Below are 12,673 nucleotides of genomic sequence, written 5' to 3' on the forward strand. Positions count from 1 at the left end.
CGACGAAACATGTGGAAAACAAACTAGGGTCATTGTTGTCGGAGTTTTGTTCGACCACATGAGGAACCAGCGATGACCACACGGACCGGATGGGTTCGCACCCTGCTGCCCGGCACGACGTGGCTGATCTGCTTCTACCTGGTTCCGCTCGGGTTGATTCTCGCCGCCGCGCTGGCCACCCCCGACATGATCGGGCGCCCGGTCTACGGCTTCAGCCTCGACAACTTCGCGCTGGTCTTCCAATCCACCTACCTGCCCGTGGTGGCCCGGACGTTCGGCTACGCCGTCCTGGCCACCGTCGCGTGCCTGCTCATCGGCTACCCCTGCGCCTATGCGATCTCGCGGTACGGCGGGCAGGCCAAACCGGCCTTGCTGCTGGCCGTGCTGGTGCCGTGGCTGGCCGACTACCTGATCCGGATCTACGCCTGGGTGCAGGTGCTGGGCCGCGAAGGCCCGGCCAACTCCCTGCTGCAACGGTTCGGACTCGGGCCGGTCAACCTGGTCGGCAATCCGTACGCGCTGATCCTCGGGCTGATCTACAGCTTCCTTCCGTTCATGATCCTGGCGGTGTTCCTCGCCGTCGAGCGCGTCGACTGGCGGCTGCTCGAGGCCGCCCAGGACCTGCACGCCGGTCCGTGGCGGGCCTTCAGCACCGTCGTCGTGCCGCTGACCACCGGCGGCATCGCCGCCGGCTGCCAGCTGGTGTTCCTGCTCAGCCTCGGCGATTTCGCCATCGCGCAATTCCTCGGCGGCTCGACCTATCTGATGGGCAACCTGATCCGCGACCAACTCGCCACCGCCGGGTCCCTGCCGTTCGGCGCGGCGCTGACCGCGACCCTGCTCGCCGGCATGGTGGCCTTCGTCGCACTCGCCGGTCTCGCCGTCGCGGCATACCGGACGCTACGTCGGACGCGGGTACACCATGGGTAGGCGCATGCCGGTCGGGCTGGCCGTCCTACTGGCCGCCACGCTGGTCTTCCTGGACCTGCCGCTGGCCGTGATCGTGTTGTTCTCGTTCAACTCCTCGTCCTCGCTGTCGGAGTTCGACGGCTTCAGCACCCGCTGGTATCAGCAGGCCGCCGGTAATCCGGACATCCTGGCCGCGCTCGGCCTCAGCCTCACCGTCGGGGCGGCGGCCACCGTGATCGCGGTGGTGCTGGGTTGCCTGCTGTCCTACGGATTCGTCTACGGGCGGCGCCGGGTGACGCGTCCCGTCGAGGCCGTCGCGATGTCCACGCTGGTCACCCCCGAGCTGGCCACCGCGGTCGGGTTGATGACGTTGTTCACCACCGCACAGCTGCCGCTGTCCACCGCGACGCTCATCATCGGGCATTCCACCTTCGTCCTGGTCTACGTCACGGTGCTGGTGGGCAACCGACTGCGAACCCTCGACCCGCGGCTGGAGGAAGCCGCGGCCGATCTCGGCGCGGGACGGGTGCGCACCTTCGCGACGGTGATCCTGCCGCAGCTGCGCTCGGCCATCGCGGGAGCGGCCGCACTGGCCTTCGTGCTGTCCTTCGGCGACTTCGTCACCTCGGTGTTCCTGTCCGGGACCGAGATCGCGCCGCTGCCGGTCCGCATCTACGGCATGCTGCGCTTCGGTCTGTCCCCCGAGATCAACGCGATCGGCACCGCGATGATCGTGCTCACCGTCGCACTCGGCGTCGCCGGCCTATGGCTGCAACGCGCCCGGAAAACCCCTGCTACACCCAAACCCTCTTCCCGACAACGACATAGGAGCACTCATGGTTAGAACGACGCGGCGCGATTTCCTGTTCATGACCGGTGCGGGCGCGGCCGCGATGTGGTTGGCCGGATGCTCGAAGGATTCGTCGTCCACGGCCACGCTCGAGCCGCCGAAGGCCGAGATCGACGGCGACCTGGCGTATTACGCACCGACCGGCTATGTGCCCGACGACGTGATCGCCGGATTCGAGAAGGAGTACGGCGTCAAGGTCAACCAGACCTACTTCTCGACGGTCGACGAGATGATCCAGAAACTCGGCGCCGGTGCCGCCTACGACATCACCTTCATGCCGTCCAACTTCTTCGCGCGCGCCACCGGCGCCAACCTGCTGCTGCCCATCGACCACGCTGTCATGAGCAACTGGTCCGAGGTCACCGACCTGTTCCAGGATCCGCCGTTCGAACCCAAGGCCGAACACCTCGCAGGCCCGTACGCGATGGGCGGGATCGGGCTGGCCTACCGCAAGAGCAGGGTCGAGGGTCTGACCGGATCGTGGAACGACCTGTGGACGCTCGCACCACGACTGGACCGGCGCGCGTTCATCTTCGACGACGTCACCGTGTCGATGACGATGGCACTGGCCCGCCTCGGACTGCCGACCGACACCAGCGACCCCGGCCAGTTGAACCAGGCCGCCGACTCGCTCATCGAATTACGGAGAAGCCTGGGAGGATTCGGCAGCTCGGCCGGGGAGAAACTGGCCAACGGCGAGGCCGACCTGTTGATGAACTACACCGGCGCGACGTTCTCGACGCTCAAGGAGGCGTCGTTCGCCGACGACATCGACTTCCAATTCTGCCGCGAGACATTGGCGTTCAACTCCGACTGTCTGGCGATCCCGGCGGCGGCGAAACACCCCGGCACCGGCCTGATGTTCGCCGACTATCTGTTGCGACCGGACAACATGGCCAAGATCGTCGACTTCGTCGGGTATCCGATCGCCACCAACGCCGGTATGGCCGCCTACGACAACCTGGTCGCGCAGTACCCGTTCCTGACCTATGACCAGACGGTGCTGTCCAATCCGGACGTGTGGCTGGCCTCCCTGCAGGATCAGCAGCTCACCGCCTGGAATCAGGCCTGGACCCGGGTGAAAGCGTCGGCGTGACGAACACCGCACGCGCTCACGTCGACGCCGACCGGTTGCGACGGCTGGTCGCCGCGACATACGCCGACCTGGCCGCGGAAACCACCGCACCTGCGTTCAGCGCCGCCGAGTACGAACGCAGGCGGCGGGCCCTGCAGGACGCCGCGCGCCTGGCCGGCCTCGATCTGCTCGTGATCAGCGCACCCGACGCGATGTGCTGGCTGCACGGCTATCAATCCCGTTGGTACCGAGCACAATCGTCGACCCGGTGGCCCCCGTTCCAGTGCACCGTCATGCACGTCGATTCGGGCCGGTACGTGGTCTACGACGTCGAGCACCACAGCTACCTGCTGCGGCGCACCTCCGTGGCGACCGATGTGGTGCTGTCCCGCGACGACGACGGCGACGCCGTGCTGCGGCTGATCGTCGACGACCTGAGCGCGCGCGGATGGCTCGGCGGCTGCGTGGGCATGGAATTCCACAGCCACGTGCCCAACCGCGCCACCAGCCAGATCGTCGACGCCGCACTGACGGCCCGCGGATGCCGGGTCGTCGACGCCAGCGCCGTCACACGGTCGCCGCGGCTGGTGAAGTCCCCCGACGAGATCGCGGTGATCGAACGGGCGGCCGCGATCTGCGACACCGGTCTGCGCGCGCTGCAGGCCGAGGTGCGGCCCGGGATGACCGAGAAACACGCTTGGGGACTGATGGTTTCGGCGATGGCCGCCGCCGGCGGCGAACCGGCCGCGCTGCACGAGTCGGTCGCGGTGGGCCCCATCGAACTCGGGCACGCCTACGCGTCGGACCGGCCGATCCGGCGCGGCGACGTGCTGTGCGCCGACCCCTGCGGGGTGGTGGACCGCTACCACGCCAACATCGAACGCTGGTACGTCGTGGGACAGGAACCGTCCGACGAGCTGTACCGGCTCGCGGCGATCGAGGCGGAGGCCTTCGCGATCCTGTGCGCCCGCGCCGGTGACGGGGTGCGGGTCGCCGACGTCACCGCCGAGATCGCGAACATGCTGCGCGACAACGGGTTATGGGGACTGCACAACTGGAACGGGGGTTACGAGCTGGGGCTGTCCTTCCCCCCGGACTGGGTCGGTGAGTGGACGTTCACCGTGGGCGAGCCCAGTGACGACGTGTTCCGGTCCGGTGTGGTCACCAACTACGAGAGCATCGTGCTGTACCCGATGATCGACACCGTGGTCTTCGGCGAGCACGGCGCCAGGACCCTGTCCGCTCTGCCCCTCGACGTTGCGCGGGCCGGATGACCGCCGACACGATATTTTTGGGCCGGGTGTTCACCGCGGACCCGGCGCGGCGCTTCGCCGAGGCGGTCGCCGTCACCGATGGCATCATCACCGCCGTCGGGGACCGGGCAGACGTCCTCGGCCACTACCGATCCGGCACCACCGAGATCGTCGACGCGGCCGGCCTGATCTGCCCGGCATTCCACGACGCGCACATCCACCTGCTGGAGGGGTCGGTGTTCGACCTGTGGGTGAACCTGCACGACACCGATCCGTCCGAGTACCTGCCCGTGATCGAACAGGGCACCCTCGCGTTGCCCGACGGCGCCTGGGTGCGCGGCGGCGGCTGGTCGATGTCGGCGTTCCCCGGCGGCAATCCTGCCGCTGCGGCGCTCGATGCGGTGACCGGTGCACGGCCGGCATACCTGACCGCACGCGACGGACACAGCGCCTGGGTGAACTCCGCGGCATTGCGGCTGGCCGGAATCGACGCGCGCACAACCGATCCCGCCGGCGGCCGGATCGAACGCGACGACCGGGGCGAACCGACGGGCGCATTGCACGAGACCGCGATGAAACTGGTCAACACCCACGTCCCGGAGATCACGGCCGACGAGTGGGCCGCGGCCCTGTCCGCGGGCCAGCGCTACCTGCACTCGCTGGGCATCGTCGGCTGGCAGGACGCCCGGCTGAACGCCCCGATGCTGCACGCCTACCTGGAAGCCGAATGCACCGGAACATTACGGGCACGGGTGACCGCGGCCCTGCACTGGGATCCGCGCAGGGGCCTGCAGCAGATCTCGGAACTGTGTGAGCTGCGGGACCTGGCCGGCGGACCGCTGGTCGGTGCGAGCATGGTGAAGATCTTCGTCGACGGCGTGGTCGAGAACCAGACCGCCTCGCTGCACGAGCCGTACCGCTGCAGCCACTCCCGCGGCGTGCCGCTGTTCGACCCCGCGCAACTCCAGGACGCGATCGCCGCATGCGTCGACGCGGGATTCTCGGTGCACGTGCACAGCATCGGCGATGCGGCCACCACCGCAGCCCTCGATGCGTTCGAGCGCAGCGGCGACCCCGAGTCGGGGCTGCGGCACCAGATCTGCCACCTGCAACTGATCCGCCCCAGCGACATCCCGCGATTCGGTGCGCACGGCGTCATCGCCAACGTCCAGGCGCTGTGGGCGTGCCGCGACGAGCAGAACGTCACGCTGTGCCGGCCGGTCCTCGGGGACGACCGCTTCGAGGCTCAATACCCGTTCGGTGACTTGGCCCGGGCGGACGCCACGCTGGCGTTCGGCAGCGATTGGCGGGTCAGCACCCCGAACCCGTTGCCGCAGATCGAGGTCGCGGTCACCCGGCGCCCGCCCGGCGACCCCGACGCGGCCCCGCTGGGTCCGGCTCAGTCGCTGGACCTGACCACCTGCCTGCTCGGCTTCACCCGCACCGCGGCCTACGCGGCCGGCGTCGACGACCGCAGTGGGTCGTTGACCGTCGGCCGCGACGCCGACATCGTCGTGCTCGACACCGACCCGTACACCGTCGAGGATCACCAGATCGGCGGGATCGCCGTGGCCGCCACCTATTTCCGCGGTGAGGCGGTGTACACGGCCTAGTTGAAGTACGGGTTGGTTCCCTCGGGACGCGCGAGCAGCGGGTTGATCGCGTTGACCCACGTCGCCTCCGGCGTGACGACGAAGCCTGCCTGGTTGCCGCTGTCCAGGCATGCGGTCACCACGCCGTCGCCGCCGCAGCTGACCGTGCCGAAGCTGATCCGGGTGTTCGGCGGCAGCTCGTTGACCGGTTCGGCGACGATGGGCTGACCCGCCGTCCCGAAGCCCGGCGGGACGCCGGCGCGACCGCTGACCAGGTTCGCGCCGTTGGGTGCGCCCGGCAGCACGCCGCTGCACCCGTACGGGCCGGACCGCTGCACCATGCACGTCAGCCCGGCGGTGGTGAACGCATACGCCGCGCCCTGATGCACGGCGAAGTTCTGCGGGTTCGCCGGCGCGTAGGCGTTGACGTTCGGCACCGGCGGAGGCGGTGGGGGCGCGGGCTGCGCCCCGGCCAGGCCGGGCGCGGTGAGAACGCCTGCCGCGGCGACGCACGCGGCGGCAACAACAGATCGGCTCAGCACCATCACAGCCTAAGTGTCGTCACCGGGGGCGGCAGTGTTTCAGAACGCGTACGACGTCGTCGGGCTGATGACGAAGCCGGACTGGTTGTAGGTGTTCACACACGACGTCGAGAAGCCGTCGTTTCCGCAGCTCACCGTCTTGAAGCTGAGCCGGGTGTTCGGCGGCAGGGCCGGGGCGTTCTCGACGATGCCGTACATCGGCCGCGCGGAGTTGGCGAAGCCCACACCGCCGGCGGCGTTTCCGGTCACCAGATTGGCGCCGTTGGGCGCCCCCGGCAACGGGCCGCTGCAGCCGTAGCTGCCTGACCCGCGGTCCAGCACGCAGGTCACCCCGTCCAGCGCACTGAACACGTACCAGGCCCCGTCGTGGGCGGCGTAGTCCTGCGGGTTCGCCGGTGGCATCGCATTGATGTTCGGTGGCTGCGCCGAGGCGACTCCGGACATGCCGAGCACCGCCGCGGCGGCGCCGACCGAAACGATCATGATTCTGCTCAGCACGGACCACACCTTAAACGGGTGTCGACGCAGGCGCAGGTCCCGACCGAAAGTCTGACGGGGGTGTCAGTAGTAGCCGGGGCCGTCCCGGTGTCCGGGGCCGGCCATCGCCTCCAGCCGCGCGATGCGGTCGGCGATCGGCGGGTGCGTGGCGAACAACTTGCCGATCTTCTCGCCGGACCGGAACGGGTTGGCGATCATCAGGTGGGCCTGGTCGGCCAGCTGCGGCTCGGGCGGCAGCGGGGCGCGCTCGACGCCGGCGCTGATCTTGCGCAGCGCGCTGGCCAGCGCCAGTGGGTCCCCCGTCAGCTCCGCGCCGGACTGGTCGGCCTGGTACTCGCGCGACCGCGACACCGCCAGCCGGATGACCGTCGCCGCGATCGGACCCAGCAGCGAAACCAGCAGGATGGCAAAGGGATTCGTGCCACCTTCCCGGTTCCCGCCGAACATGCTGGCGAAGAACGCGAGGTTGGCCAGCGCGGTGATCACCGACGCCATCGCCCCGGCCACGCACGAGATCAGGATGTCGCGGTTGTACACGTGCGACAGCTCGTGGCCGAGCACCGCGCGCAGTTCCCGTTCGTTGAGGATCTGCAGGATCCCGGTGGTGCAGCACACCGCGGCGTTGCGCGGATTGCGGCCGGTGGCAAACGCGTTCGGGGCGGCGGTGTCGCTGATGTAGAGCCGCGGCATCGGCTGGCGCGCCGTGGTGGCGAGCTCGCGCACGATCTTGTACATCACCGGCGCCTGCATCTCGTTCACCGGCTGGGCGTGCATCGCGCGCAGCGCCAGCTTGTCGCTGTTGAAGTACACGTAGGCGTTCATGCCGACCGCGAACAACACAGCCAGGAACATGATGTTGCGGCCGAACATGGCGCCGACGGCGACGATCAAACCGGAGAACACCGCCAGCAACAGGAACGTCTTGGCCCTGTTGGCGTGCGGGTGCCAAGTCATGGTGGGTTCCTCCTCAGAAACCTGTGTACGTCATCGCAGATATCAACGACCGATCGGCCCGTCCGGGTTCCGGCGTCAGCCGTGACGGTGGATCGTGTAGTCGATCAGGCTGGCCAGCGCCTGGCGGCCGGGCCCGTCGGGCAGCTGGGCCAGCTCGAGCTCGGCTTCCTTGGCGTAGCCGATGACGGTCTCCTTGGCCTTGCGGATGCCCTGCGAGCCGCGCAGCAGGCGCAGCGCCTCGGCGACCTCGTCGTCGTCGGTGACGGGGCCGCGCAGCAACTCCCGCAGCCGGTCGGCGTCCGGGCCGGTTTCGCGCAGCGCGTACAGCACCGGCAGGGTGTGCACCCCCTCGCGCAGGTCGGTGCCCGGCACCTTGCCCGACTCGTCGGCGTCGCTGTCGATGTCGATGATGTCGTCGGAGATCTGGAACGCGGTGCCGACGATCCCGCCCAGCTTCGCCAGCCGCTCGATCTGAGCCTCGTCGGAGCCGGAGAACGTAGCACCGAACCGGCCCGACGCCGAGATCAGGCAGGCCGTCTTCTCGTAGACCACCTTCAGGTAGTGCTCGACCGAATCGACCTGGTCGGCGGCGCCGCGGGTCTCCCGCATCTGGCCGGTGACCAGCAGCGCGAACGTGTCGGCGATGATGCGCACCGCCTCCGGGCCCAGCCGGCTGGTCAGCCGTGACGCCGTCGCGAACAGGTAGTCGCCGGCCAGGATCGCGATGTTGTTGCCCCAGCGGGCGTTGGCGCTGGGCGCGCCGCGGCGGACCTGCGCCTCGTCCATCACGTCGTCGTGGTACAGCGTGGCCAGGTGCACGAGCTCGATGACCGCGCCGGCCACCGTGACCTGCCACGCGTCCGGCTCGGGGCCCAGCTGCGCGGACAGCACGGTGAACAGCGGACGGAAGCGCTTCCCGCCGGCCTGGAAGAGATGGTTGACCGCCTCGGCCATCAGCACGTCGGCTTTGCCCAGCTCTTCGGACATCAGGGCCTCGATACGGGCAACCCCGTCGCGGACGTCCTGGGCGAATTGGGCATCGCCGAAGTCCACTCCCGCCACCACGTTCGCCGGTGTCCTCACACAGCCAACATACTGTGAGACATGGACTCAGCGGCGGCCGGAGCTAGCCCGGCGACCTCCAGCGCCGATGTCGTGGTGGTCGGCGCCGGACCCGCCGGGTCGTCGGCGGCGGCATGGGCGGCCCGGGCCGGGCACGACGTGTTGGTGGTCGACTCCGCGCAGTTTCCCCGCGACAAGGCCTGCGGGGACGGGCTGACGCCGCGGGCGATCGCCGAGATGCGACGGCTGGGCCTGGGGCCGTGGCTGGAGGGCCGCATCGCCCACCGCGGGCTGCGGATGTCGGGGTTCGGCTCCGACGTCGAGGTGCCGTGGCCGGGACCGTCGTTCCCGGCATCGTCGAGCGCGGTGCCGCGCACCGAACTCGACGAGCGGATCCGGCTGGTCGCCGTCGACGACGGCGCGAAGATGAAGCTGGGCGTCAAGGCGGTCTCGGTGGAGCGGGATTCCTCGGGCCGGGTCTCGGCGGTGGTGCTGGACTCCGGCGAGGTGGTGCGGTGCTCGTCGCTGATCATCGCCGACGGGGCCCGCTCGACGCTGGGACGCGTGCTGGGCAGGCAGTGGCACAAGGAGACCGTCTACGGCGTCGCGATCCGCGGCTACATCGGCACGCCGCGCGCCGACGAGGAGTGGATCACCTCACATCTGGAGCTGCGCTCCCCCGCCGGTGAGGTGCTGCCCGGATACGGCTGGATCTTCCCGCTGGGCAACGGTGAGGTGAACATCGGCGTCGGCGCGCTGGCCACTGCGAAACGCCCGGCCGATGCGGCGCTGCGGCCGCTGCTGGCGTATTACACGGATCTGCGCCGTGCGGAGTGGGGCTTCGACGGCGACGCGCGCGCGCCGCTGTCGGCGCTGCTGCCGATGGGCGGCGCGGTGTCCGGGGTGGCCGGGCCGAACTGGATGCTGATCGGCGATGCCGCGGCGTGTGTGAACCCGCTCAACGGCGAGGGCATCGACTACGGGCTGGAGACCGGGCGGCTGGCCGCCGGGCTGCTCGGGTCCGGGCCGTACACGGCGGAGTGGCCGGCGCTGCTGCACGAGCACTACGCGCAGGGGTTCTCGGTGGCGCGCCGGCTGGCGCTGCTGCTGACGTTCCCGCGGTTCCTGCCCGCGGCGGGCCCGCTGGCGATGCGGTCCTCGGCGTTGATGAAGATCGCGGTGCGGGTGATGGGCAACTTCGTCACCGACGAGGACGCCGACGCGGTGGCCCGGATCTGGCGCGGCGCGGGCCGGCTGTCGGGCCGCATCGACGAGCGCCGCCCGTTCTCGTGAGGACCTTCCTCCCTGCGGCGCGAGCGTGCGTGTCTGCGGGCGACACGCCGTCCCCGTCGGCTACGACGCGCACGCTCGGGCGGCGGCGGTGACGGCGGTCTACCGCGCGCCTCTGCGCTCCCGCAGCGACGACGTCCCGTTCGACCTGACCTTCGACCGCGCACTGAGGTTGGGGCTGTGCGGATTCGGCCGATTCGGCGACGCTGAGCGGCTGGCCCGACGGGTTGTGAGATTCGCCGACGTGCCCGACGGGTCGTTCGTGTGGGCGCGTGACCCCGACGGACTGTATCGGCTGGGCCGGATCGACGGGCCCTACGGCTACGACGCCGACGGTGAGGACGTCGACCTCGTCCACGTCCGGCCGTGCCGGTGGCTCGACACCGCGTTCAGCGAATCCCGTTGTCCGGCAGCGGTGGTGGCCACCTTCGGCCGCGGCGGTCGGAACTTTCAGCAGATCCACGACGAGCGCGTCGGCGAGGAATCGACGCGAATATGGAACACCTCTCCCACCGGCCGGTAGGCGATCTCGTAGCCTGAACCCGGACGGTTCACACGGGGACTGCTGAAGGTAACCGTGTCGACCGCCCGCTCGCCCGGCACCGATGCTCAACCCGGAGGTAGCAGTGACCAACCTGAGTGAACCCCACGAGCAGCACGGCGACCCCAAACCTGCCCCGCGGCAGGTCATCGCCTCGTTCGACAACTACGCCGACGCACAGCGGTTGGTCGACCGGATGTCGGACGGTGGCTTCCCTGTCGAGCACGTCCGCATCATCGGCGACGAATTGCGCACGGTCGAACGCGTCGTCGGGCGGATGACCAAGGGCAGGGCGGCGTTCGCGGGGGCTGCCAGCGGTGCCTGGTTCGGGTTGTTCATCGGTCTGCTGCTGGCGATCTTCACCGTCGGACCCGTGTGGATCGTGACGATGTTGACGGCTCTGGTGATCGGCACGTTCTGGGGAGGCGTGTTCGGTTTCGTCGCTCATGTCGCCACCGGAGGCGAGCGGGACTTCGACAGCGTCAAGTCACTCGAGGCACGTCGCTACGACGTCTGCGTCTCAGCCGAGTTCGCCGCCCAGGCGGCGCGGTTTACCCAAGCTCCCTGACGAACAACGCGGGTGGGTCCGCCCCCGCGTGATGGGAGCAGGACTGAGGGAAGGCTCAACGCACTCGGCGAGGTCGGCCGTACATCTTCGCCATCGACTCGGTAGCCACGCTGCTGGCGATCACGACGAGCATCGTTGCGGCACCGCGGAAGACCCGCCGAAGAAGTCGGCGAGGACCTGACCAACCACGCCCACACCCTGCTGTGCCTGGCGCAGGGCGAGTCGATGACCGCCCGCGAACTCAGCCAGTGGGTCGGCATCACAGAGAGAGGTCGGTGCAGGCGATCCTGGCCGATCTGATCGCCGACGGTTACCTGACGAAATCGGAGGCCGGGCGGCGCAACAGCTACACCGTCGGGATCTCATCAAAGCCCTGACCCGCCTGTCAGCCCAGGGATTTCGCGAAACCGCTGACGTCGCGCACGCTTGCGGCGAACACGTCCGGCATCGCGCTGCCGAACAGCAGATCGCCGCCGTGGCAGGTGCCGGCCACCACCCGCCCGACGGTCGGCACACCGGCGCGCAGCAGCCTCCGGTAGTACTGCAGCCCCTCGTCGCGCAGGGGGTCCAGCTCGTTGACCGAGATCACATGCGGTGGAAGGCCTTTGAGATCCTCATCGGTGGCCATCGACGCCCAGCACGTCGCATCGCCGGAGTGGGTCCCGTCGGGGTCGTAAAGGGACCCGAGCAGCGCCAGCTGTTCGCAGCTGATGAAGTAGCCGTCGTTCTCCTTCAGCGACGGCAGGTCCTCGCAGTCCTGCTGCCACCGGTTCGAGATGTACGGGCACTGCGCGTAGAAGCCGGCGATCTCGCCGATCCAGCCTTCCCGTTTCGCCTTGTGCGCCAACGTCAACGTCAGGTTTCCGCCGCCGGACTCCCCGGAGACGACAAGATGACTGATGCCGAGTTCGTCGCGGTGGCTGCCGGCCCAGCGCGCCGCGGCCGCGCAGTCGTTGAGTCCGGCCGGGTACGGGTGCGGGCCCAATTTGCCTGCGGAGTTGCGGAATTCGACACCGACGACCACCACGCCCGTCGCCGCGAGATGTTCACGCAGCAGAACGTAGGCCCGATCGGCTGCGCTGGCGATCGCCATGCCGCCGCCGTGCAGGTGCACGATGCCGGGCAGCGGCGCCGACGCGTCGTCGGGCCGGCTGACGTAGACGGTGATGTCGTTGCCGTCGGCGCCGGTGATGGTCGACGCCGTCGTGGTCACGCCGGAGGCGGCGGGCAGGTCGGCGCCGAGGGCCTCGAAGACCGCGCCGACCGCTTCCTCGCTCATCGCCGCGAACGCGTAGCGGTCCTGCAGCGGCGAGTCGACGGTCAGGCCGCTCGGTGGCAGCCGCCCGTCGAGGCCGAACCGGGCGAACGCGGCGACCATCCGGGGGTCGGAGCGCGGGTCGGTGCCGAGAGTGGCGTCGGGATCAGCGTGGCGTCCGAGGAGCATGTCGTGACGGTAACTCCGCCGTGCCGTCCGAGCGTGCGGTTTCTCGGTGCCGAGCGTGCGCGTTGTCGCCCGAAAACGCGGCGTGTCGGCCGCAG

Annotated in this window: 13 protein-coding genes and 1 pseudogene; 9 read left to right on the forward strand and 5 right to left on the reverse strand. The window is 69.4% G+C overall.

Annotated features, from left to right (window positions below; genetic code table 11):
* The first annotated feature begins 72 nt into the window (after nucleotides 1-72).
* Genes NTM_RS02720 through NTM_RS02740 form a run of 5 tightly spaced genes read left to right on the forward strand, consistent with a single transcriptional unit; the run spans nucleotide 73 to nucleotide 5,700 of the window.
* Complete coding sequence (locus NTM_RS02720) at nucleotides 73-930, forward strand: ABC transporter permease (protein ID WP_163765383.1); 858 nt, start codon at nucleotides 73-75, stop codon at nucleotides 928-930.
* Nucleotides 923-1,753, forward strand: a complete 831-nt coding sequence (locus tag NTM_RS02725) for an ABC transporter permease (RefSeq protein WP_232079604.1) — start codon at nucleotides 923-925, stop codon at nucleotides 1,751-1,753. The genes NTM_RS02720 and NTM_RS02725 overlap by 8 nt, the downstream gene beginning before the upstream one ends.
* Entirely contained in the window at nucleotides 1,746-2,855 is a 1,110-nt protein-coding gene (locus tag NTM_RS02730; protein WP_163765384.1) for a polyamine ABC transporter substrate-binding protein, read from the forward strand. Before NTM_RS02725 ends, NTM_RS02730 begins: the two co-directional genes overlap by 8 nt.
* Entirely contained in the window at nucleotides 2,852-4,108 is a 1,257-nt protein-coding gene (locus tag NTM_RS02735; protein ID WP_163765385.1) for a M24 family metallopeptidase, read from the forward strand. Before NTM_RS02730 ends, NTM_RS02735 begins: the two co-directional genes overlap by 4 nt.
* Entirely contained in the window at nucleotides 4,105-5,700 is a 1,596-nt protein-coding gene (locus NTM_RS02740) for an amidohydrolase (RefSeq protein WP_163765386.1), read from the forward strand. Before NTM_RS02735 ends, NTM_RS02740 begins: the two co-directional genes overlap by 4 nt.
* Here the strand turns inward: NTM_RS02740 and NTM_RS02745 are convergent.
* The 4 genes from NTM_RS02745 to grcC1 all read right to left on the reverse strand — a co-directional run bounded on the left by NTM_RS02745 (nucleotide 5,697) and on the right by grcC1 (nucleotide 8,756).
* Nucleotides 5,697-6,224, reverse strand: a complete 528-nt coding sequence (locus tag NTM_RS02745; RefSeq protein ID WP_104862192.1) for a hypothetical protein — start codon at nucleotides 6,222-6,224, stop codon at nucleotides 5,697-5,699. The two genes, NTM_RS02740 and NTM_RS02745, sit on opposite strands and share 4 nt — an antisense overlap.
* 36 nt (nucleotides 6,225-6,260) lie before the next feature.
* A complete protein-coding gene (locus NTM_RS02750; protein ID WP_083144893.1) occupies nucleotides 6,261-6,719 on the reverse strand; it encodes a hypothetical protein in 459 nt (152 codons plus the stop codon).
* Nucleotides 6,720-6,782: 63 nt separating this feature from the next.
* Nucleotides 6,783-7,673 carry a zinc metalloprotease HtpX gene (gene htpX / locus NTM_RS02755; RefSeq protein WP_083144750.1) on the reverse strand — a complete coding sequence of 297 codons (891 nt, stop codon included), beginning with the start codon at nucleotides 7,671-7,673 and terminating at the stop codon, nucleotides 6,783-6,785.
* Between the two features lie 75 nt (nucleotides 7,674-7,748).
* Nucleotides 7,749-8,756: a nonaprenyl/(2E,6E)-farnesyl/geranylgeranyl diphosphat synthase gene (grcC1, locus tag NTM_RS02760; protein ID WP_179963869.1), complete on the reverse strand. Its 1,008-nt coding sequence runs from the start codon at nucleotides 8,754-8,756 to the stop codon at nucleotides 7,749-7,751.
* A 21-nt stretch (nucleotides 8,757-8,777) separates the two neighbouring features.
* Here grcC1 and menJ point away from each other — a divergent pair, with 21 nt between their 5' ends.
* From menJ to NTM_RS02780, 4 genes and pseudogenes are all read left to right on the forward strand, one after another.
* Nucleotides 8,778-10,028 carry a menaquinone reductase MenJ gene (menJ, locus tag NTM_RS02765; protein ID WP_163765387.1) on the forward strand — a complete coding sequence of 417 codons (1,251 nt, stop codon included), beginning with the start codon at nucleotides 8,778-8,780 and terminating at the stop codon, nucleotides 10,026-10,028.
* Nucleotides 10,029-10,116: 88 nt separating this feature from the next.
* A complete protein-coding gene (locus NTM_RS02770; protein ID WP_163769355.1) occupies nucleotides 10,117-10,548 on the forward strand; it encodes a GAF domain-containing protein in 432 nt (143 codons plus the stop codon).
* A gap of 103 nt (nucleotides 10,549-10,651) precedes the next feature.
* Nucleotides 10,652-11,134 (forward strand): YflT domain-containing protein, encoded by a 483-nt coding sequence (locus NTM_RS02775; protein WP_083144758.1) that lies wholly within the window; start codon nucleotides 10,652-10,654, stop codon nucleotides 11,132-11,134.
* 135 nt (nucleotides 11,135-11,269) lie between these two features.
* Nucleotides 11,270-11,490: pseudogene (locus tag NTM_RS02780) on the forward strand (ArsR family transcriptional regulator); the annotation flags it as partial.
* Between the two features lie 29 nt (nucleotides 11,491-11,519).
* On the opposite strand, the gene NTM_RS02785 reads toward NTM_RS02780, so the two are convergent.
* Nucleotides 11,520-12,578, reverse strand: a complete 1,059-nt coding sequence (locus tag NTM_RS02785; protein WP_163765388.1) for an alpha/beta hydrolase fold domain-containing protein — start codon at nucleotides 12,576-12,578, stop codon at nucleotides 11,520-11,522.
* Nucleotides 12,579-12,673: the final 95 nt, after the last annotated feature.

Source organism: Mycolicibacterium parafortuitum (genome assembly GCF_010725485.1).
Taxonomy (GTDB): domain Bacteria; phylum Actinomycetota; class Actinomycetes; order Mycobacteriales; family Mycobacteriaceae; genus Mycobacterium.

Coding starts and splice junctions, on each gene's coding strand:
- NTM_RS02785 (WP_163765388.1), bottom strand. CDS start 12,578: ATGCTCCTCGGACGCCACGCTGATCCCGACGCCACTCTCGGCACCGAC.
- NTM_RS02740 (WP_163765386.1), top strand. CDS start 4,105: ATGACCGCCGACACGATATTTTTGGGCCGGGTGTTCACCGCGGACCCG.
- htpX (WP_083144750.1), bottom strand. CDS start 7,673: ATGACTTGGCACCCGCACGCCAACAGGGCCAAGACGTTCCTGTTGCTG.
- NTM_RS02720 (WP_163765383.1), top strand. CDS start 73: ATGACCACACGGACCGGATGGGTTCGCACCCTGCTGCCCGGCACGACG.
- NTM_RS02725 (WP_232079604.1), top strand. CDS start 923: ATGGGTAGGCGCATGCCGGTCGGGCTGGCCGTCCTACTGGCCGCCACG.
- NTM_RS02730 (WP_163765384.1), top strand. CDS start 1,746: ATGGTTAGAACGACGCGGCGCGATTTCCTGTTCATGACCGGTGCGGGC.
- menJ (WP_163765387.1), top strand. CDS start 8,778: ATGGACTCAGCGGCGGCCGGAGCTAGCCCGGCGACCTCCAGCGCCGAT.
- NTM_RS02745 (WP_104862192.1), bottom strand. CDS start 6,224: ATGGTGCTGAGCCGATCTGTTGTTGCCGCCGCGTGCGTCGCCGCGGCA.